Source organism: Pandoraea nosoerga, from assembly GCF_902459585.1.
Lineage (GTDB): Bacteria > Pseudomonadota > Gammaproteobacteria > Burkholderiales > Burkholderiaceae > Pandoraea > Pandoraea nosoerga.
The window spans coordinates 97472-117384 of record NZ_CABPSC010000006.1 but is presented as its reverse complement, the minus strand read 5'-3'; the positions used below and the strand labels follow the sequence as shown (position 1 = coordinate 117384).

Genomic DNA, 19913 nt, shown 5'->3' with positions numbered 1-19913 from the left:
GCTGGAGAATCAGCGTCTCTTGCCGCGCCACGCGGGTCACCGGGTGCAAATTGGAAAAAGTTGTACCGAAGCATTGAAACGGCGGGCCCCCCACGCCATGCCGTTCGCGCCACATCGGCAACACGTCGGGAATGCATCACGAATGCACCGGAAATCCGTCCGAGGGCGTCGGCGGGTATGTCCCTTGCTTGGCATCGACTCTCCGGACTCATTTCGCCCAAGGCCGTGGACGTCAAGGAATTCGTCGATCTGTACATCCGCTACTGGATCATTCCGTTGTGGCTGCTCGCGGGCTTCGCCGACTGGATGTGCCACCGCCGCACGCACATCGAGCGCAATGCGGGTGCGCGCGAGTCCGTGCTGCATCTCGCGCAGATGTTCGAAGTCGGCATCCCGCTGCTGGTGGCGCTGGTATTCAGGATCAACGTGACGGTGATGGCGATCATGGTGCTCGGCCTGATCCTGCACGAGATCACCGCGCTGTGGGATGTCAGCTACGCGAGACAGCGCCGCGAGCTGACGGCGTTCGAGGAGCACGTCCACAGCTTCCTGGAACTGCTGCCGATCACCGCCGTCACGCTCGTCATCGGCGCCAACTTCGATCAATTGCGCGCGCTGCCGCCCGAGCCGGCCGGGGATCGCTTCTCGCTGACGCTGAGCACGACATCGCCGGGCTACCTTGCCGGCGCCCTGTCGGCAGCCGTCCTCCTTGCCGGTATTCCCTATTGCGAAGAACTGGTTCGCTGCCTGCGCTACCGGGCCCGCCAAGCGCCCTGCCGGCAGCCGGACCGGCAATGAGCGGAATCCGGGCCTCACGCGGTGCCGGTCTTTTCGTCGTGGGCGCCGTCGAGACGGTTGTACAGCGTCTTCAGACTGACCTCGAGAATCTCCGCGGCATGAGCCTTCACGCCGCCGCACTTCGCCAGCGTGGCGTTGACCAATGCGCGATCCAGCGCTTCGAGCGTGGATTCCACCGGCAGGACCACCGTATCGTCGGATGCGATGGCTTCGTCCGCCTCCAGCATGGCGGGGCGCGGCAGCGACTCGATGACGTCGCCTTCGGTGAGGATGTGGGCGCGTTGCACGAGATTTCGCAGCTCGCGAACGTTGCCGTCCCAGGAATAGTCGCCCAGCGCGTCGAGCGCACTCTGCGAAAACCGCATTCGGCGGCCGCTGCGCTCCGAGAACTCGTGCAGAAACGCGTTGGCGAGCATGGCGATGTCGTCGCCGCGCTCGCGCAACGGCGGCATGGTAATGGGGAACACGTTAAGGCGATGGAAAAGATCCAGACGGAAGGTGCCGCGCTCGACCGCCGCCTCGGGCGCCACATTGGTGGCGGCGACGATTCTCACGTCGACTTCGATTTCCTGATTGCCGCCAAGCCGTGTCAGGCGTCCCGTCTCCAGCACGCGCAACAACTTGACCTGGGAGGCCAGCGGCATTTCCGTGACTTCGTCGAGAAAGAGCGTGCCGCCGTGGGCGCGCTCGAAGAAGCCCTTGTGTTGACGATCCGCGCCGGTAAAGCTGCCCCGGTCATGCCCGAACAGCTCGCTTTCGACCAGGTTCGCGGCGATCGCGCCGCAGTTGACGGCGACGAAAGGCCCCTTGCGGCGCAGGCTCAGGTCGTGAACGGTCTGCGCTGCGAGTTCCTTGCCGGTGCCGGATTCTCCCGTGAGCATCACCGACGCCTCGCTCGGCGCCACGCGCGCAATGGCTTCATAGATTTTCTGCATCGCCGGCGAACTGCCGAGCATGCGGCCGAACCGGCCGAGACGCTGCAGTTGTGCGCGTAAATCGGCAATCTCCGCGCGAAGCTCGTCGGTGCGGGGCACGCGCGCGAGGATCGAGTCCAGACGCTGCACGTTTATCGGTTTTTGCAGATAGTCGGCGGCGCCGTGGCGCAGCGCCTCGATGGCGGACTCGACGCTGGCGTTCGCCGTCATCGGCACCATCTCGACGTTCAGCCCGCGCGGCACGGCGTCGAACAGTTCCAGGCCGTTGCCATCGGGCAGGTTCAGCTCCATGAACACCACGTCCGGCACTCTGCTGCGGATCTTGCATCGGGCTTCGGCGAGCGTTGCTACCGCATCGTTCGCGAGCTGTTGTGCATTGGCTGCGGCGCCGAGCATCGTGCGCGTGGTTTCGTCGCCGTCAACGATCAATACATAAGGCATAAGTGCTCCGCGTTTCGTATACGAACTATATCGTTGTGCGAGACTTCGTATCTAATTACAGTCAGATCCGAACGCGCCAATAAATCGTTTCTATCCCGCGGCAGCGGTCGAGAAAAAATATCGATGTAACTAGCTCGCATGTTTGGCCTCTCTATGGTTAAGCTGTGCTTCCCTTTGCGATTTACAACTGATGGTCGAGTTCTGGGAGGAATCGATGCTGAAAGTTGGACGCGCCGAGCACCGTTTGATCGGTGAATCGTCGGCGATATGCAACCTGAGAGCGACGATCGAACGATTGGCGCCCACCAACGCGAGCGTGCTGATCGTCGGTGAAACCGGTAGCGGCAAGGAAGTCGTTGCGCGCTATCTTCATGAGAAGGGCCTCAATTCCGCCGGCCCGTTCGTTTCCGTCAACTGCGGTGCCATTCCCGAGGATCTCGCGGAATCGCTGTTCTTCGGCCACGAGCGCGGCAGCTTTACCGGCGCGCATCGCACCAGCGCCGGATATTTCGAAGCCGCGGCCAGCGGCACCGTCCTGCTCGACGAGATCCAGGACATGCCCGCTGGCCTGCAGGTCAAGCTGCTGCGCGCGCTCGAGACGCGCACCGCGTTTCGCGTGGGCGGCACCGAGCCGGTGGCGTTCAACACGCGCATCATCGCCGCCACCAACGGCAACCCCGCGCAAGCCACGCGCAAAGGCAAGTTCCGGGAGGACCTGTTTTTCCGGCTTGCCGCTTTCACGGTGTCGGTGCCGCCCTTGCGGCGACGCGGCAGCGACGTTTTCGCGCTGGCGGAAATGAAGTTGTCCGAACTGAATGGAAAATGCGGCACGTCGAAATCATTTTCGAAGCGATCGCTGCAAATCCTCGGCCGGTACCATTGGCCCGGCAACGTGCGCGAGCTGCACAACGCGATCGAGCGCGCGTTCATTCTCGCCGACGACGAACTCGAGCTCACGCCCGCACCGGGGCCGAGTGCGAAGGCCGTCTTCGAGGGCGGCATGGTGTCGATCCCGGTCGGCGCTCCGCTGTTCGAGGCGCAGCAGTTCATGATCGCGTCGGCGCTGCGCCATTTCGGCGGGGACAAGCCGGCCGCGGCCAGGTCGCTCGGCATCAGCCTCAAGACGCTGTACAACCGCCTGGGCCGCCTGGCGCCCTCGGACGCCGCGCAGTAGGACCCCGCGCAGTAGGACCCCGCGCAGCAGGGCCCTTCGCAGTCGGGCGCTCCGTCGCGGGGCACATGGTGCGAATAGCACGAATGGCCCGCGTGCGGCGCGCTCGCGCCGCGCGCATCGTCGCAACGCGCCGCCTCAGTGCCGCCTCAGTGCCGCCGCGAAATCATCTTCTCTCGTGACTGCTCGGCGCGCGCTGCGCCGATCGCGGATTCCACATGCTTTCTTTCCTCCGGCGGCGGCAGCACGGCCGGATAGCCCAGCGTGTCGATCCAGAGTTCGCGGGCCCAGCCCATCGTGTGATACAGGTGGTGGTCCTCCTCGGTCTCGACCGCCGAGACGGCGTCCTGCAACACCTGCTTGAGATCGCCCTCGGTATGTTCGGCAACGGTCGACAGCAGTTCCCAGTTCTGGTGGTCCTTGGTCTCGGCTAGCACAACGCACTCTGCGGCGACGATTTCCGCCAGCGCGGGGTTGTCCGACTTGGCGGCCAGCTCGATCGCTGCCACGAGCGAGGCGCCGTGGTGAGCGACGACCTCACGGCCGGGGGTGCGTTCGTCGACACTCATGCCGAGCGACGAGAGCACATGCTCGAGCACCTGCTGGTGATGCCGGGTCTGTTCGAGGTACTCGTTCCATTCCTTCTCAAGGTCTGCATTTTTTACACACTTGAGCGCGGCGGTGTAGACCTTCTCGCCGCCCAGTTCCGTCTCGTAGGCCTGATACAAAAGCTCGCGCAAGCCTTGATCTTTCGGCTGTTGCTTCTTGTGGGACGCCATGGTTTTCTCCTTGGTCACAACGGTGGAATACACGTGTCGGATGCAATGTCATGCAAGGACCGTGCCGGCAGCCGGTGGCACGATACTTGCTGACGGTCGTTGGAAAGGGAGAGCGGACCATGAAAACGACAGAAGAAGCATCCGTGACACATGGCAAGGCGCGCGGGGGCGAGCGGCAGCCGTCCCTGTTCCGGCGGCTGGGGCCGGGGCTGCTGACCGGCGTGGCCGACGACGATCCGAGCGGTATCGCGACCTACACGCAAGCGGGGTCGCAGTTCGGCTACAACGTGCTCTGGTCGGCGATCATCACCATCCCGCTGATGGTTTGCATCCAGGTGGCGTCCGCACACATCGGACGCGGCGCCGGTCACGGCATCCTGAGCGAAGTCCGGAAAAACTACTCGCGTGCGACGGCCATCGTGATCGCGACGCTCATCGTCATTGCCAACGTCATCAACGTCGGCGCCGATCTCGCCGCCATGGGCGACGCCACCGCCGAAGCCATCGGCGGGAAGAACTACTGGTACGCGGTGTTGTTCGCGGCACTCACGCTCGTCCTCCAGGTGCGCCTGAAGTACGAGGCATACGCGCGCTATCTGAAATGGCTCACGCTCGCGTTGTTCGCCTACATCGCGAATCTGTTCGTCATCCATACCGACTGGCGTGCGGCGCTGCACGCCATCGTCCTGCCCACCATCTCACCGTCGAAGGAGTATGCGACGACGCTCGTGGCCATTCTCGGCACGACCATCAGCCCCTATCTGTTCGTGTGGCAGTCGGCGCTGGAGGTCGAGGAGATCGAGGCGCGCGACGACGAGCACCCCGTCAAGCGCGCGGCGCACGAGCGCGATACGCAGGAAAAGCGCATTCTGGCCGATACGTGGGTGGGCATGCTGACCTCGAACGTCGTGGCGGCCTGCATCATGATGACGGCCGCCGCTGCGTTTTTCACCCACGGTGTCCACGACATCGAATCGACGAGCCAGGCGGCGAGCGCGCTCGAGCCGGTTGCCGGGAAATCGGCCCGGCTGCTTTTCTCGCTGGGACTCATCGGCTGCGGGCTGCTGGCCATCCCGTCGCTTACCGGAAGCTCGGCCTATGCGCTCGCGGGCGCGCTTCGCCAGCCGTCCGGCATGAGCAAGACGCCGCGCACCGCGCGGACCTTTTACGCGGTAATCGCGCTGTGCACGGTGGTCGGTGCGCTCGTGTGCTTCAGCCCGATCAATCCGATCAAGGCGCTGTACTGGAGCGCGGTGATCAATGGCGTCGTCGCGGTGCCGTGCATGGTCATGGTGATGGTGCTGTCCTCGCGCGAAACGGTCGTGGGCAAGATGAAGAACTCGCGCGCGATCGCGATCGGCGGGTGGGTCGCGACGGCGCTGATGACCGTGTGCGTGGCGGTGATGGGCTACACCATGCTCACGTAGGGCGTGCACGGTGGCCATGCAGCCGCCGGCGCGCCCACGCATGCCCCCACATACCCAGACATACCCACACAGACGAGAAAGGCAGAAGCGCTCGCGCGCCTCTGCCTTCTTGAATGCCTTGGTGCCCAGGGCGGGACTCGAACCCGCACGCCTCTCGGCGCTACCCCCTCAAGATAGTGCGTCTACCAATTCCGCCACCTGGGCAGGGGAGCGCGATTGTAACGGGAAAACCAAGTTTTGTGAATGCTTCCCGTGCGCCTGCGCGTATGTGCGCAGGTGCATGCGTGCGTCGTCGTGGCCCGCTGCCGCATCACGCCGCCAGACGCTGCTGCGGCGTGACCGCGGACAGCGACGGCGCGTCGCCCATGCCGCGCGGGGCCTCCTGCCGGCCCTCGCGCAGGCGAAAGCGCGCGACCGTCTCGGCCAGCATGCGTGCCTGCTCGCTCAGCATTGCCGAGGCCGCCGCCGACTCCTCGACCAGCGCCGCGTTCTGCTGCGTCGCCTGATCCATCTCCGAGACCGAGCGGTCGATCTGGCTGATGCCGGCGCTCTGCTCGGTCATCGCGCCGTGGATCTCGCCCACCAGACGCTGCACGCGGGTGATGCCCTCGACGATCTCGTGCATCGTCGTGCCTGCCGCCTGCACACGCTCCGTGCCGCTCTTCACGTTCTGCACCGACGTCTCGATCAGCGCCTTGATCTCCTGCGCCGCCGCCGCGCTGCGCTGCGCCAGCGTGCGTACTTCGCCCGCCACCACCGCGAACCCGCGGCCCTGTTCGCCCGCGCGGGCCGCCTCCACGGCCGCGTTGAGTGCCAGAATGTTGGTCTGGAAGGCAATGCCGTCGATCACGCCGATGATTTCCGTGATGCGCTCCGAGGACTGCGTAATCGCCCCCATCGTGCTTACCGCGTCGGTCACCACCTGGCCGCCGCGCACTGCCGCGGCGCTCGCATCGTTGGCCAGACGCGTCGCATGCTCGGCCGTATCGGCCGTCTGCCTGACGCTGGAGGTGAGTTGCGTGAGCGCGGACGACGTCTCCTGCAGCGAACCCGCCGAGGCCTCCGTGCGCTGCGACAGGTCGCGGTTGCCCATCTCGATCTCGCTCGTCGCCGACGTCATCGAAGCGACGCCGGAACGCACGTCCAGCATCACCGAGCTGATCTTGTCGACGAATGCGTTGAACGACGTCGAGATTTGCGCGACCTCGTCGTGGCCGACGACGTCCAGGCGCTGCGTCATGTCGCCATCGCCCGAGCCGATGGTGTCCATCGCGTCGCGCACCGCCGATAGACGCTTGAACGCGCGCGACGTGAAGACCGAGGCGATTGCCAGCGCCACCAGCGTGAGTACGACCAGCGTAATGACTGTCGCCCACAGCACGTAAGTGAGTCCGGCCGTGGCCTCGGCGCGATCGAGCGCGACCACCAGATACCAGTCCGTGCCCGGAATGCGCTTGGCCTTGAGGAGCTTCGGCGCGCCCGAGAGAGTCATCAGGACCGGCGCGGCGGCGTCGCTCGCCAGGCCCGGCAGCGATTCGGCCGTGAGCGTCGCCGCCACGTCGGTGGACGGCTTGAGCGAGAACTTGTTGTCCGGGTGCGCGATCACCTGCCCGTCGCTCGCCACCACCAGCGCCAGGCTCGACGGCGTGGGGTGCACCGCCTTGATGATGTCCTGCACGCCCGTGAGCGCCACCGCGCCGCTCACGGCGCCCACCGTCTGGCCGTCACGCACGAGCGGCGTGGTAAAGGCCACGTATGGGATACCCGTCGACGAGTCGCCATACGGCTTGGTGACGGTGAGCTTGCCCGCCGCGACGGCGCTCTTGTACCACGGCCGCGCGGTCGGATCGTAATCGGGCGGGGTGGGCGCCGTGGAGAAGAATGTCTTGTCCGACCAGCCGACGCTCGTGATCGGGAAGTCGTTCGTCTTGCCCATGAGCTTGACGAGTCCGGCGGGGTCCCCCTTTTCGACGACCTGCGCGGTGGCGGTGACCGCCTGCGCCTTGTCGGCGGACCAGCGTTCGATGGCGCTGGCATTGCCGTTGGCCACGGCCGAGAGCGTCTGCGCAATGCTCGACATCATGCTGTCGCGCACGATCGCATAAGTCGTGACGCCAGAGAGCATCAGCGCCCCCACCACCGTCAGACAGGTGATGAGCAGAATCCGGGTTCGCAACGAAGTGACTTTCATGGGCTTTCATCGGTGGGCTCGCCAGCGAGCCGTTGAGGGGGAGGGCTGCTCGCGCAGGGCCGTCGTGCCGGTCCGCTGCCGCTATGCTCCCTGCGCTTACGGCCACTTTGCCGCCGAACTTTAGTGAGCCCAGATCAACGCGGGCCGGGTCGGTTTCAACGGCTGTGCGCGCAGCGGCATTCCCGGCTGCCCCGGTGCCCCCGCAAGAGGCGAAACGGTGGCCGCGATGGCCTCCGATGGCCCCGGATGGTTCGCATTCGTCCGCGATAGTCCGCGATAGTCCGCGATAGTCGGCGGGGCGCCCGCAGCGATCAGGCGGGATGCGAGCGGGCGAGGTCGGGGAAACCGAGCGTGGTGGCGCGGCAGCCCTCGACGAGCTCGTCGTCGTGCGTCGAGAAGAAGACGCACCCGGTCTGTCCGAGCGCGGCGAACAGGTCGATCAGTACGGCGCGCGAGGCGGCGTCGAGTCCGCCCGTCGGTTCGTCGGCCAGAACCACGCGTGGGCCGCCCAGCAGCACCGCCGTGAGATAGAACTTGCGACGCGTGCCGGTCGACATCTGCTCGAAGCGCTTTTCCATGTGCGGCATGAGGCTGAAACGCTCGGCGAGATCGAGCACGTGCGCGTCGACCGTGGTGCCGCGGGCCGCCGCACGCGCGTCGAGAAAACCGCGCCCCGTCTGCTGCGGCTCGCGCAGGCAGTCATAGGGCACGAACGCGAGCGCCGCGCGCGCGGCAGCGGCGTCCTCGCGCATGGAGCGGCCGCCGATCCAGATGTTGCCCTCGCCGGGCTCGCGCATGCCGGCGAGCATGCCGAGCAGCGTGGTCTTGCCGCCGCCGCCTTCGTCGCGCAACGCGAAGCAGCCGCGCTCGGCGCGAAAGCTCAGGTTTTCGAACAGCGTGAAGTCGCCGAAACGCTGGGTGAGGTTGTCGAAGCGCAGCATGGGACGGGATCGGTTACTTCAGATAGGCCTTGATGACGTGGAGCACGGGCGCGAGTTCGGCTTCGCGACTGGCCTGCTCGGGCTCGCGGACGAGGTGGTCGACGAGATGGCCCTCGATGACCGCAGCCATCAGGCCGTTGACCGCGCCGCGAATGGCCGCGATCTGCTGCAGCACGTCGACGCAGTCGCCTTCTTCGCTCAACTGGCGCTCCAGCGCCTGCGTCTGGCCCTGAATGCGACGAACGCGCGCGAGCAGCTTGCTCTTGTCCCGGATCGTATGCACGATGTGCCGCGCCCCCTGTACTGACGAAAAGTTGTCGACGAACTCGCGAAAAAGACTAACACGAATATACTCAGGGGGAGTATATTGCGCGCATCGCTCATTCGCTGCCGACCGCTTTTCCATGACCGAATTTTCGACCGTTCTCCAGCAGGGCAATGCCTGGCTGTTCGTGCCCAGTGCCATCCTGCTCGGTGCGCTGCATGGGCTCGAGCCCGGGCATTCCAAGACCATGATGGCGGCGTTCATCGTCGCCATTCGCGGCACTGTCGGCCAAGCCGTGCTGCTTGGCCTGTCGGCCACGCTCTCGCACACGGCCGTGGTCTGGCTCGTGGCCGTGGCGGGCATGTATTTCGGACGCCACTGGAACGCCGAGGCCACGGAGCCCTATTTTCAGCTGGCGTCCGGCGCGCTCATCCTGCTGATCGCCGCCTGGATGCTGTGGCGCACGTGGCGCGATAACCGCCATGGCGAGCATGGTCATTCGCACGACCACGATCATGGCCACGATCACAATCACAATCACAATCACGATCACGCACACGATCACGACCGCGACCACGCGCACGATCACCATGACGATCGCGCCGACGCCGGGCGTCACGCCGTGCATTCGGCGCATTCTGAGCATTCGGCGCATTCGGACCCTGCCCTGGCGCTGGGCGTCGACGGCTATCAGGACGCCCATGAGCGGGCGCACGCGCGCGACATCCGCAAGCGCTTTGCCGGCCGCGAGGTGACGACCGGCCAGATCGTAATGTTCGGCCTGACGGGCGGCCTGATTCCGTGCCCGGCGTCGATCACGGTGCTGCTGCTGTGCCTGCAGCTCAAACGGTTCGCGCTGGGCGCCGGCCTGGTGCTGTGCTTCAGCCTCGGCCTCGCGCTGACGATGGTGGCCTCCGGCACGCTGGCGGCGCTCAGCGTGCGGCATGTATCGCGTCGCTGGAGCGGCTTCGGCGAGTTCGCCCGCAAGGCGCCCTACCTCTCCGGCATCCTCATCGTGCTGGTCGGTCTGTACGTCGGCTATCACGGCGCCGCGCAACTGTTCTTCAACGCGTGATCTTCAACGCCCGAACTTCAACGCCCGAACTTCAGCGTCTGGTTCGCACGGGCGACGCAATGCCGCCACCCCCCGCAACCCGCCGTCAATTGGTGCAGACGGCAAACAAGTGATGTGTCCGGCGCGGTCTGGTTGCCGCGAACACCGCCGCCTAGACTGGGTGCCTCGACAACACCCCTCTGGAGGCTCCGTCATGACTCATCTGTTTCTTCGCACGCTGCGCCTGGCAACGCTCGGGCTGTCGCTGTCCGCCGCGGTGAGCGCCGCGGCGCAGGCGGCGGACGTGAAAGGCGAGAAAGACGCGCGGCGCACCGCGCACGGCGCCGCTCATCCGACCATTCGCGCCATGCTCGGCGCCGGGCGCATCGACCACCTCGACCCGAAACGCACGGCGCTGATCGTGATCGATTTCCAGAACGAATACTTCACCGGCCGCATGCCGATTCCCGACGGCACGCGCGCGCTGGCCAATGCGCAGCAGCTGATCGCGATGGCCGATCGCGCCGGCATGCCCGTGTATCAGATCCAGCACGTCGCGCCCAACGGGGCGCCCGTCTTCGCACTCGACGGCAAGACCGTCGAGTTCGCGCCCGGCATGGCGCCGCGCGAGCGCGACACGGTCCTGCGCAAGACGACGGTGAGCGCGTTCGCGAGCACCGATCTCGACAAGCGGCTCAAGGCGCAAGGCGTCGACACGCTCGTGATCGCCGGGCTCATGACGCACGCGTGCGTGGCCGGCGCGGCGCGCGACGCCGTGCCGCTCGGCTATGGCGTCGTGGTAGCATCGGACGCTACCGCGACCCGCGACATCGTGCGCGCGGACGGTTCGCGCGTCACGAGCGACGCCTTGCACGCGGCGGCACTCGCCGAAATCGAGGACACCTTCGGCGACGTGCTGACGACGGCCGAAGTGCTGCGCCTGCCGTTGCGCTGAACACGCCCTTTCTCCGAGCCCCATTGACTGCACGCCCCGCTCGCGCCATGGATCAATTGCTGGCAATGCGCATTTTTCACACGCTCGCCGAAACCCGGAGTTTCTCGGCCGCGGCCGATGCGTTGGGCATGTCGCATTCGAGCGTGTCGCGGCAACTGAAGCGGACGGAGGCGGCGCTCGGCGTGGCGCTCGTCAATCGCAGCACGCGCCGGTTTTCGCTCACCGGCGCGGGCGAGCGCTACCACCGCCATTGCGCGGACATCCTGGCGCGCGTCGACGCCATGGCGCACGCCATGTCCGCCGAGCGCGAGCAGCCGAGCGGCGCCTTGCGCGTGACGGTGCCGCTCGTGGTGGGCACGCTCGAGCTGCCGGCGTGGCTGCCCGCATTTCGTTTGCGTTATCCGGACATTACGCTGGCCCTGTCGTGCAGCGACCAGTACGTCGATCTGCTCGCCGAGGGATTCGACGCGGCGCTGCGCATCAGCAGTGCGCCGCTGGCCGACAGCAGCCTGATGGCGAAGGGGCTGACGGCGTCCGACACCGTGCTGGTCGCCTCCCCGACCTACCTCGCGCAGCATGGCCTGCCTGCTTCGCCGGACGATCTCGCCCGGCATCACGCGCTCGTTTTCGCGGGCGCGAGAACGCTGAGCGCACCGACCGCGCCGACCGAATGGACGCTGAGCGCGCCCGACGGCTCGGCACACCGCGTGGTGCTCAACGGTGCGGTGACGTCGGACGCCATCACGGCCGTGTTCGCCGCCGCGCTCGCGGGCGCGGGCATTGCCGCATTCACCGAACGCACCGTGCGCGCGGAGCTCGCGCGCGGCACGCTCGTGCGCGTGCTGCCGCAGTACTCGGCGGGACGCAGCCACTACTACGCGCTCTACCCGCACACGCGCCACGTCAATCCGAAGGTGCGCGCGTTCGTCGACTTCATGGCGGAACACTATCGGCAATCGTGAGCGGTCGCGGCGGCGACGCGCGAAACGCTGTCTTACCCGGTCGCGCCGTCTGTGCAAAAATCTGCGCATCCGGCACCGATCTCACGAGGTACGCGACATGACACATCCGAAAGACATCGCCCCCGACAGTACGGCGGAGCGCGTGGCGCTATGGCGCGCGCTGCATCTCGAAGTGGACGCCGCGCCGCACGTCCTGGAAGACGACATCGGCCTGAAGCTGCTCGACCCGCCGGACGACTGGCGCGAGCGAGGCGACATGAGCCCATTCACGCAGCCGTTTCGCGCCTCGATCGTCGCGCGTGCGCGCTTCATCGAAGACCTGGTGCAAGCGCAGACGGCGCGCGGCGTGCGCCAGTACGTGATCCTGGGCGCCGGACTGGACAGCTTCGCGCAACGGCGTGTGGAGCTTGCCGAGCGGCTCACGATCTTCGAGATCGACCGTCCCGGTCCGCAGGAGTGGAAGCGCAGACGCCTGATCGCACTCGGCTACGGCGTGCCCGACAGCCTGCGTTTCGTGCCGGTCGACTTCGAGGCGGGCCAGTCGTGGCGCGAGGCGCTGCTGCAAAGCGGCTTCGACCCGAACGCGCCGGCCGTGGTCGTCTCGACCGGTGTGAGCATGTACCTCACCCGCGAGGCCAATGCCGCGACGCTGCGCGAAGTGGCGTCGTTCGCGCCGGGATCGACCTTCGCAATGACGTTTTTGCTGCCGCTGTCGATGGCGGACCCGGCCGTGCGCCCGGGACTGGAGATGGCAGAGAAAGGCGCGCGGGCGAGCGGCACGCCGTTCATCAGCTTCTTCACGCCGGACGAGATGATGGCGTTCGCGCGCGAGAATGGCTTTCGCGACGCCCGACACGTTGGCGCGCAGGCGCTGACCGAGCGCTACTTCGCGAATCGCAGTGACGGGCTGCGCCCGCCGGCCAACGCGGAGGAGCTTCTCGTCGCCACGACGTAGCGGGCTTCGCGTCGCGCCCGGGACAGTCTGGCGTGCGAACTGGCGGCGGCCGCGATAAGCTTCGCGGGCGGCACCTTCCCGGCCGCGACCATTCGCCCCCGGACTTCCACCCGGACACGCACACACGGAGCCGCCGCATGACCCTCACCGAAATTCTGAAGCCGACGACCTCGCAAATGATGCGCGCCCTGTCGGCATGGCTCGACAAGGCGGCACGCTACGAGAAGTCGAAGGGCGGCACGGCCGATGCGCTGATGACGCTGCGTCTCGCGCCCGACATGTACCCGCTCGCCGCGCAGGTGCGCTTCGTGAGCTACCAGGCCATGGAGCCGGCGTTTCGCCTGCGTGGCGAAGCGATTCCGGAGGACGTGCTCGCCGTGCAGAGCGAAGGCTGGGCGGCAAGCGAAAAGCCCGGCACGTTCGCGCAGGCGCAGGCGTGTCTGGCCAACGCCATCGCCTTTGTCGACGCGTTGCCCGCCGACGCGCTCGACGCCGGCGCCGACAGGGCCGTCTCGCTCGCCCTGCCCAACGGCGTGATCTTCGACATGACCGGCGAGCAGTACGTGCGCGACTGGCTGCTCGCGCAGTTCTACTTCCATACCAACACCGCCTACGCCATCCTGCGCCAGCACGGCGTGGAACTGGGCAAGGCCGACTACGTGGCTCACGTGCTCGGCTACCTGCGTCCCGGCAGCGCACCCCAAGGCTGAAGCCGTCGCTGCCCGCCACTCGTTCACTCCCCGACGAGGGGCGGCGGGCCTGTCGTTTGCCTGCACATCGGGCTCAAGGGCCCGCAAGGTCTGGCCGCTGACCGGGCGGCGTCGCCGGCGAGAGTGTCCGGGCGCCGATGTCGGCAATGGCGCCCCGCACGGGGGCGCGCAGGGTCGAATCACGGCTGTGGAACGACCGGCGTGCGCGGCATGCCGTCGAGGACCGTGAGAATGCGATGCGCCGCACGCACGCGCTCGTCGATCGGATAGTTCTTGTTCGCCAGCATGACGATGCCCATCTGCCTGGAAGGCACGAACGCCACGTAAGCCCCGAAACCGTTCGTCGAACCGGTCTTGTTGACCCATGCGACCGGCGTGGGCGCCATCGGCGGCGAGAACTCGCGCACGGGGGTCGGCTCGTATGCCATTTTCGCGGAATTGCCCTCGAGCAGCGTCTCCACGCTGACCGGATACGGGTATTGCTCCCAGATCAGATCCTGCGTCATCGGCTTGTCGAAGAAGTAGCCGGTGCGTGCGGCGTAGATCGCATGGCGCAGGCGATGGTCGAACACCGGCTTGCCGAGATTGGCGTTCACGAATCGCAGCAGATCGCCGGCGGTCGTCTTCACGCCGTAGGCCTCGGCCTCGAGCAACCCCGGCGAGACGCGCACGGGGTCGCCGTCCTTGCCATAGCCCCACGCGTAGTGCTGCATCTGGTCGGCCGGAACGCGAATGTACGTATGCCCGAGCTCCAGCGGCCGGAAAACGTGCTGCGTCATGAGCGTGGCGAAGTCGCCGCGCATGGCGCGTGCAACGATCCTGCCGAGCATGCCGATGCTCACGTTCGAGTATGTGCGCACGGTACCGGCGGGCTGCGCGGGCTTCCACGCCTCGAGGTACTGGAGCAGTTGTTCGTCGGTGGTGACGTCGTCGGGCACTTGCAGCGGCATGCCGCCGGTGGTGTGCGTGGCGAGGTTCACGAGGCTGATGTTTCCGAACGGCGTGCCGGCCACTTCGGGAATGAAGCGGCTCGTCTTGTCCCTGAGCGACAGCGCGCCGGCGCCCTGCGCGTATGTCGCGAGCGTGGCCGTGAACGTCTTGCTCACGGAGCCGATTTCGAAGAGCGTGTCGGGCGTGACGGGGCGATTGTCGGCCTTGTCCGCCACGCCGTAGTCGAAGACGTAGGACTTGCCGTCGAACGCCACGCCGACGGCCATGCCGGGAATCTGCTGCCGGGCCATCAGCGGTTCGACGGTCTGGTCGACGAGCGAGCGGACTTCCGCCAGACGCGGATCGTTCTCGGGCTGCGGCTGCGCCGCATGACTGCGGGTGCTAAGGCCCATCCAGACGATGGCGGTGGCGGCCGCCAGGGCGGCCAGGGTGGTGAAGGCGGTAGGGCGGGGCTTGGACATCGGGAAGACTCTCCTTGGCGATGAGGGGCCGGGTTGCCGTCATTGTGAGGCGCGGCGAGCGATGCCCGAAGCGTAATCCCAAAGCCGTCGGCTTTCGCGTCGCACCACCGTAACGGCAGTAACGACAGTAGCGGCAGTAACGGCAGTAACGGCAGTAACGGCAGTCACTGTCGAAACCGCCGAAACCGTCACAGCCGCCACCGTCGCTTCAAACCGCTTCGATGGCCTCGAATCGTCATAACGGTGATGGCCGGACAAACCGGCGAGGCGCCGGCGGCCCGCGGTCCGCCGTCGGCATGAAAGTCAAAGCGCACGAGGCACACGAAGCACACGAAGCACACGAAGCACACGAAGCACACGAAGCACACGAAGCACACGAAGCACACGAAGCACACGAAGCGCACGAAGCGCACGAAGCACGCGAGGGAGAGCCGCGAGGATAAAAAAAACCGCCCTCTCGGGGCGGCAACGCGCTGAATTCAACGGGGGGTCGGGGGGCGACATTTCAGCGCGAGGGAGTCGGTCAGTCCTCCTGCAACGCCGGTTCGAGTTCGCGCTCGCGCATGGCGCGAATGGCGCTCGCCAGAATCATGGCGTCGGCGTTGAGCGGCGGAATGTCACCGAAGAGCGGACGGTAGACGAAGTCGCCCACGTCGATGGTCTCGCCGGTCAGCGCGCATTCGCCCGGATGGTGCGCCTTGCGAATGCGCCAGATCTGCGCGCCGTAGTTGCCGCCCATCGCGTCGTTCCACGATACGGTGATCGTCAACTCGCTGGAGATCTCCAGCACGCGCACGATCGGCGCTCGCCGCGTGTACGGAATGACCGGCTGGCACACGACCGGCTCGGCGTCGAGCATGGCTACGGTGTGCTGCCAGACACCCTGATCGCGCACGGCGGCGCGCGAGGCGCGCGCCGAACGGGTCGCGGAGGTGCCGGAGGCGCGGCGGCTGCCGCTTCGGTTGGGGCAATCGGTTCTGTCGCTTCGCATGGTCAGGCCAGCCGGATGCGCGGCCCGCGAAGGCCGCCGAGTTTTTCCGCGCCCAGCAGCACGGTCGCGCGGGCGAACCCGTGCAGCGCGTGCTGATGGCGTCGGTACAACATGGCGTGGCTCCACTGCGCAAAGCGTCCGCGCACGATGCCACCTTTGAAAAATCCGAATCGTCCCAGAGCGCCGGACGCGTTGTATCCCGACAGCGATACCAACGCACCGGGCGCCCGGTACACGAACGGCGCGATGGCGCGCCCTTCTTCGAGCCACGCCCCGAGATGGCGGCCCAGGTGCGCCGCCTGCTGCGTGGCCACCTGCGCCGTCGGCGGCAGCGGGAATTCGCCCGGCGCGGGCGTGAGCGACGCGCAGTCGCCCAGCGCGAAGACGCGCTCGTCCTGCGCCGTCTGCAGGGTGTTGCGCACCACGACCTGGTTGGCGTCGTTGGTCGTCAGACCGCCAATGCCGCGCAGAACGTCGGGCGCCTTGACACCCGCGGCCCAGACGAGCAGGTCGCCGGGAATCAGCTGACCGTCGTCGCGATAGAAACCGTCGCGATCGGCGCAAACGATGCGCGTATCGGTCAATACGCGAAAGCCGAGTCCTTCGAGCCGCGCTTGCGTGGACGCCGAGACGTCGGGCGGGAACGCGCCCAGCAGACGCGGCGCACGCTCCACGAGCGTGAGCTTGAGCCGCTCGGCAATCTGCGGGTCGCCATACCCGGCCGCGAGCGCGAACGTGCGGCTCAACTCGGCCGCCAGCGCCACGCCCGTCGTGCCGCCGCCGGCGATCACGATGCGCAGGGCATCGTCATTGACCACGCTGCGCAGCGCCTCGCAGCGCAAGGCCGCGTGAAATGCTTCGGCCTGCGGCTGGCTGTCGATGAAATGGCAAACGTCGCGCACACCGGGCAGGTGGGCGTCATCGGCCTGTGAACCGAGGGCGAGCACCAGCGCGTCGTAAGGCACGCGACGCTCGCCGAGCAGGCGCGAGCCGTCGGGGCCCGCCATCTCCCCCAGCACGACCTCGCGCCGCCTACGGTCGAGACCGCACATGCGGCCCGCCTGATACGTGAACCCGTGACTGCAGGCGTGGGCGAGATAGGTCACTTCGGTACGGGTGACGTCGCGCGTGCCGGCCGCCACGGCGTGCAGCATCGGCTTCCAGAGGTGCGTGGGATGACTGTCGATCAATGTCACGCGCGCACTGCCGCTGCGGCCCAGCGTGCGGCCCAGACGGGTCGCCAGCATCAGGCCGGCAATACCGCCACCGACGATCACGATTCGGTTTGCGCGAGACATTCGAGGGGAAATGTCAAATTCAACAAGTGATGAATAAGCGCATAATAGCGAGCGTGCACCGGGCATGTCAAATAGGACGTGTCTGGGCAGGCAGGCGCGGCCGGGTCGGGTAGACTTGGCGCATTGCCGTTGCGAATTGACTTACCCCATCGCTCAATGACTCTGAACAAAGCCGTCTCGCAAGCCGATCCCCCGCTCGTTCCGCGCAAGCGCGCGCGAGGGCGTCCGACGTGCAACTGCGCGCACGGCGCCGACGCGTTATTGCTCAACGCCCGGCGAATCTTCGCGCAGCGCGGCTTCTATGCAAGCAGCGTGCGGCAGATCGCGGAGGCGTCCGGCGTCGATGCGGCCCTGATCTCGCATCACTTCGGGTCGAAGGAGGCGTTGTGGGTCGCCGTGGTCGATCAGATCGCCACGCTCACGCGCGGGCTCATCGAGCAGACCCACGAATTGCGGCGCAGCGAGATGGAACCGGCCGAGCGTGTCGAGCAGGCCGTGCGCCTGTTCGTCGAAGCCGTGTTTGCCAATCCCGACGTCGGCATGTTTTTCTCGACCGCGGCGACCGAGGAGGGCGAACGGCTCGACATTCTCACGCAGCGGCTCGTGCGTCCGTATCGCGACGCGATGGTGCCGCTCGTGGCCGACTGGCTCGAGTCGCAGAACCGTCCCGCGCAGGATGCGGACGTGATGTACTTCATGCTCACCTCGGCCATCAGCAAGACCGTCTCGTATCGCCACATGATGGGGCCGTTCCTGCCGCCCGAAGGCATGGCCGACCTCAAGCGCACGGTGCTCGATTGCGCGATGGCGCTCATCCGGCAGTGACCGCGTGGCGGGGTGCGGACTGGTAGCAGTACGCACGCGTCGTATAAGATGGCGGCACCCGGGCCGACTCGCGGCCCGTCTCTCACTTCCCCTCTTTTTACGGTGCCCCCCATGTCGAACGAAATCAAGCGTCTGCACACCAACGCCCGCATGAGCCAGATCGTGATCGCCAATGGCGTCGTGTACCTGGCCGGTCAGGTGCCCGATACGGCCAACGTATCGGTGACGCAGCAAACCACCGAGATCCTCGCGCGTATCGATTCGCTGCTCAAGGAAGCGGGCGTCGACAAGACGCGTTTGCTCACGGCCAATATCTGGCTCTCGGACGCGAAGCACTTTGCCGAATTCAACGCCGTGTGGGACGCCTGGGTGCCGCAAGGCCACGCTCCCACGCGCGCCTGCGTGCAATCGCCGCTCATGCGCGCTGGCCTCGAGGTCGAAATCGCCGTGACCGCGCTGGCGTAACGCCACCCCCCGCGGCGGCGCACGCGCGCGACGGATGACGCCCTGGCGTGATCGCGCGCGCTGCGCTGTCCCCTCGTGCGCCCCCTCTCTCCGACGCAAGGCTCATGACGTTCGACGCACTCGTTCTCGGCGCCGGTATCGTTGGCGTGTCGGTCGCCGTGCATCTGCAGCGGCGCGGCATGTCGGTCGCATTGGTCGAGCGCAAGGCGCCGGGCCAAGAAACCTCGTTCGGCAACGCCGGACTGATTCAGCGCGAGGGCGTCTACCCTTACGCGTTCCCGCGCGATCTGGCCACGCTGCTCCGCTATGCGCGCAACGATTCGACCGACGTGCGGTATCACGTGCGCGCAATGCCCGCCATCGCGCCCTTCCTCGCGCGCTACTGGCGCCACTCCGAACCCTCGCGGCATGCGCGCATCGCGCGCGACTACAGCACGCTGATCGCCCATTGCGTGACGGAGCACCGGGCGCTGATCGAGGCGTCGGGCGCCGGAGCGCTGTTGCGCGAGGGCGGCTGGGTGAAGGTGTTTCGCACGGCCGGGGCGTTGGAGGCGGCGCGTCGCGACGCCGAGCGCTGGCAGCGGGAATACGGCGTGCCGTTCGAAGTGCTCGACGCCGAGCGGTTGCGGGCCGACGAGCCGTCGCTCTCGCATGCGCTCGTGGGCGGACTGCGCTATACGGCGTCGGCGTCGGTGAGCGATCCGGGCGCACTCGTGGCCGCGTATGCGCGCTACTTCGAATCGCTGGGCGGGCGCGTGTTGACGGCGGACGCCACGACGCTGCGGCCGCATTGGTCCGTGCAGACGGCCCAGGGTCGTGTCCAGGCGCCGCGTGCGGTCATCGCGCTCGGTCCGTGGGCCGACACCGTGACGCGCGCGTTGGGCTACCGCCTGCCGCTTGCCGTCAAGCGCGGCTATCACATGCACTATCGCGCCCGACCGGGCGCCACGCTGAACCAGCCGGTGCTCGACGCGGAACCCGGCTATCTGATCACGCCGATGACGCGCGGCATCCGGCTGACGACCGGCGTTGAGCTGGGCCTGCGCGACACCCCGCCCACGCCGGTGCAACTGGCGGCGGTCGAGCCGATGGCGCGGGAGACGTTCCCGCTCGGCGAGCGCGTCGACGACACGCCGTGGCTCGGCGGTCGCCCATGCACGCCTGACATGATGCCGGTGATCGGCCCCGCGCCGCGCCATCGCGATCTGTGGTTCGCATTCGGCCACGCGCACCACGGCCTCACGCTGGGGCCGGTGACGGGACGGCTGGTGGCCGAGATGATGACGGGCGAAGCGCCAATCGTCGATCCGCGGCCTTTCAGTCCGCAACGCTTCTGAG

Annotated in this window: 19 protein-coding genes and 1 tRNA gene; 11 read left to right on the top strand and 9 right to left on the bottom strand. The window is 67.0% G+C overall.

Going from position 1 to position 19913, the window contains the following annotated elements; genetic code table 11:
* Positions 1 to 177: 177 nt before the first annotated feature.
* Positions 178 to 798 (top strand): diguanylate cyclase, encoded by a 621-nt coding sequence (locus tag PNO31109_RS09915; protein WP_241014034.1) that lies wholly within the window; start codon positions 178 to 180, stop codon positions 796 to 798.
* Between the two features lie 14 nt (positions 799 to 812).
* On the opposite strand, the gene PNO31109_RS09910 is transcribed toward PNO31109_RS09915, so the two are convergent.
* The gene (locus PNO31109_RS09910; RefSeq protein WP_150555445.1) at positions 813 to 2174 is read right to left on the bottom strand and encodes a sigma-54-dependent transcriptional regulator; all 1362 of its coding nucleotides are present in this window, start codon (positions 2172 to 2174) and stop codon (positions 813 to 815) included.
* A gap of 214 nt (positions 2175 to 2388) precedes the next feature.
* Here PNO31109_RS09910 and PNO31109_RS09905 point away from each other — a divergent pair, with 214 nt between their 5' ends.
* Positions 2389 to 3348, top strand: coding sequence for a sigma-54 interaction domain-containing protein (locus tag PNO31109_RS09905; RefSeq protein WP_241014035.1), 960 nt, complete (start codon positions 2389 to 2391; stop codon positions 3346 to 3348).
* A 146-nt stretch (positions 3349 to 3494) separates the two neighbouring features.
* On the opposite strand, the gene PNO31109_RS09900 is transcribed toward PNO31109_RS09905, so the two are convergent.
* Positions 3495 to 4124, bottom strand: a complete 630-nt coding sequence (locus PNO31109_RS09900; RefSeq protein WP_150555443.1) for a hypothetical protein — start codon at positions 4122 to 4124, stop codon at positions 3495 to 3497.
* Positions 4125 to 4243: 119 nt separating this feature from the next.
* On the opposite strand from PNO31109_RS09900, the gene PNO31109_RS09895 reads away from it, so the two are divergent.
* A complete protein-coding gene (locus tag PNO31109_RS09895; RefSeq protein WP_150555442.1) occupies positions 4244 to 5551 on the top strand; it encodes an Nramp family divalent metal transporter in 1308 nt (435 codons plus the stop codon).
* 119 nt (positions 5552 to 5670) lie between these two features.
* On the opposite strand, the gene PNO31109_RS09890 is transcribed toward PNO31109_RS09895, so the two are convergent.
* From PNO31109_RS09890 to PNO31109_RS09875, 4 genes are all read right to left on the bottom strand, one after another.
* Positions 5671 to 5755: transfer RNA gene (locus PNO31109_RS09890), tRNA-Leu, on the bottom strand.
* A gap of 106 nt (positions 5756 to 5861) precedes the next feature.
* Positions 5862 to 7742, bottom strand: coding sequence for a methyl-accepting chemotaxis protein (locus PNO31109_RS09885; protein WP_150555441.1), 1881 nt, complete (start codon positions 7740 to 7742; stop codon positions 5862 to 5864).
* Between the two features lie 311 nt (positions 7743 to 8053).
* A complete protein-coding gene (locus tag PNO31109_RS09880) occupies positions 8054 to 8683 on the bottom strand; it encodes an ABC transporter ATP-binding protein (protein ID WP_150555440.1) in 630 nt (209 codons plus the stop codon).
* A 13-nt stretch (positions 8684 to 8696) separates the two neighbouring features.
* On the bottom strand, positions 8697 to 8969 hold the full coding sequence (locus PNO31109_RS09875) for a metal/formaldehyde-sensitive transcriptional repressor (RefSeq protein ID WP_150555522.1): 273 nt from the start codon (positions 8967 to 8969) through the stop codon (positions 8697 to 8699).
* A 118-nt stretch (positions 8970 to 9087) separates the two neighbouring features.
* On the opposite strand from PNO31109_RS09875, the gene PNO31109_RS09870 reads away from it, so the two are divergent.
* The 5 genes from PNO31109_RS09870 to PNO31109_RS09850 all read left to right on the top strand — a co-directional run bounded on the left by PNO31109_RS09870 (position 9088) and on the right by PNO31109_RS09850 (position 13584).
* A complete protein-coding gene (locus PNO31109_RS09870) occupies positions 9088 to 10023 on the top strand; it encodes a nickel/cobalt efflux protein RcnA (protein WP_150555439.1) in 936 nt (311 codons plus the stop codon).
* Between the two features lie 346 nt (positions 10024 to 10369).
* The gene (locus PNO31109_RS09865; protein ID WP_241014040.1) at positions 10370 to 10957 is read left to right on the top strand and encodes a cysteine hydrolase family protein; all 588 of its coding nucleotides are present in this window, start codon (positions 10370 to 10372) and stop codon (positions 10955 to 10957) included.
* Between the two features lie 47 nt (positions 10958 to 11004).
* Positions 11005 to 11919 carry a LysR family transcriptional regulator gene (locus tag PNO31109_RS09860; RefSeq protein WP_150555437.1) on the top strand — a complete coding sequence of 305 codons (915 nt, stop codon included), beginning with the start codon at positions 11005 to 11007 and terminating at the stop codon, positions 11917 to 11919.
* Positions 11920 to 12016: 97 nt separating this feature from the next.
* On the top strand, positions 12017 to 12874 hold the full coding sequence (locus PNO31109_RS09855; RefSeq protein ID WP_150555436.1) for a class I SAM-dependent methyltransferase: 858 nt from the start codon (positions 12017 to 12019) through the stop codon (positions 12872 to 12874).
* A 137-nt stretch (positions 12875 to 13011) separates the two neighbouring features.
* Positions 13012 to 13584 carry a DUF1993 domain-containing protein gene (locus PNO31109_RS09850; RefSeq protein ID WP_150555435.1) on the top strand — a complete coding sequence of 191 codons (573 nt, stop codon included), beginning with the start codon at positions 13012 to 13014 and terminating at the stop codon, positions 13582 to 13584.
* 179 nt (positions 13585 to 13763) lie between these two features.
* On the opposite strand, the gene blaPNC is transcribed toward PNO31109_RS09850, so the two are convergent.
* The 3 genes from blaPNC to PNO31109_RS09830 all read right to left on the bottom strand — a co-directional run bounded on the left by blaPNC (position 13764) and on the right by PNO31109_RS09830 (position 17285).
* Complete coding sequence (blaPNC, locus tag PNO31109_RS09845) at positions 13764 to 14996, bottom strand: PNC family class C beta-lactamase (protein ID WP_150555434.1); 1233 nt, start codon at positions 14994 to 14996, stop codon at positions 13764 to 13766.
* A gap of 523 nt (positions 14997 to 15519) precedes the next feature.
* Positions 15520 to 15987 carry a DUF3331 domain-containing protein gene (locus PNO31109_RS09835; RefSeq protein ID WP_150555432.1) on the bottom strand — a complete coding sequence of 156 codons (468 nt, stop codon included), beginning with the start codon at positions 15985 to 15987 and terminating at the stop codon, positions 15520 to 15522.
* A 2-nt stretch (positions 15988 to 15989) separates the two neighbouring features.
* Positions 15990 to 17285, bottom strand: a complete 1296-nt coding sequence (locus PNO31109_RS09830; protein WP_150555431.1) for an NAD(P)/FAD-dependent oxidoreductase — start codon at positions 17283 to 17285, stop codon at positions 15990 to 15992.
* Positions 17286 to 17441: 156 nt separating this feature from the next.
* On the opposite strand from PNO31109_RS09830, the gene PNO31109_RS09825 reads away from it, so the two are divergent.
* The 3 genes from PNO31109_RS09825 (at position 17442) to PNO31109_RS09815 (ending at position 19912) form a co-directional block, all read left to right on the top strand.
* Complete coding sequence (locus PNO31109_RS09825) at positions 17442 to 18110, top strand: TetR/AcrR family transcriptional regulator (RefSeq protein WP_150555430.1); 669 nt, start codon at positions 17442 to 17444, stop codon at positions 18108 to 18110.
* A gap of 111 nt (positions 18111 to 18221) precedes the next feature.
* Complete coding sequence (locus PNO31109_RS09820) at positions 18222 to 18575, top strand: RidA family protein (RefSeq protein WP_150555429.1); 354 nt, start codon at positions 18222 to 18224, stop codon at positions 18573 to 18575.
* Between the two features lie 104 nt (positions 18576 to 18679).
* Positions 18680 to 19912: an NAD(P)/FAD-dependent oxidoreductase gene (locus tag PNO31109_RS09815; RefSeq protein ID WP_150555428.1), complete on the top strand. Its 1233-nt coding sequence runs from the start codon at positions 18680 to 18682 to the stop codon at positions 19910 to 19912.
* The last annotated feature ends 1 nt before the right edge of the window (position 19913 follow it).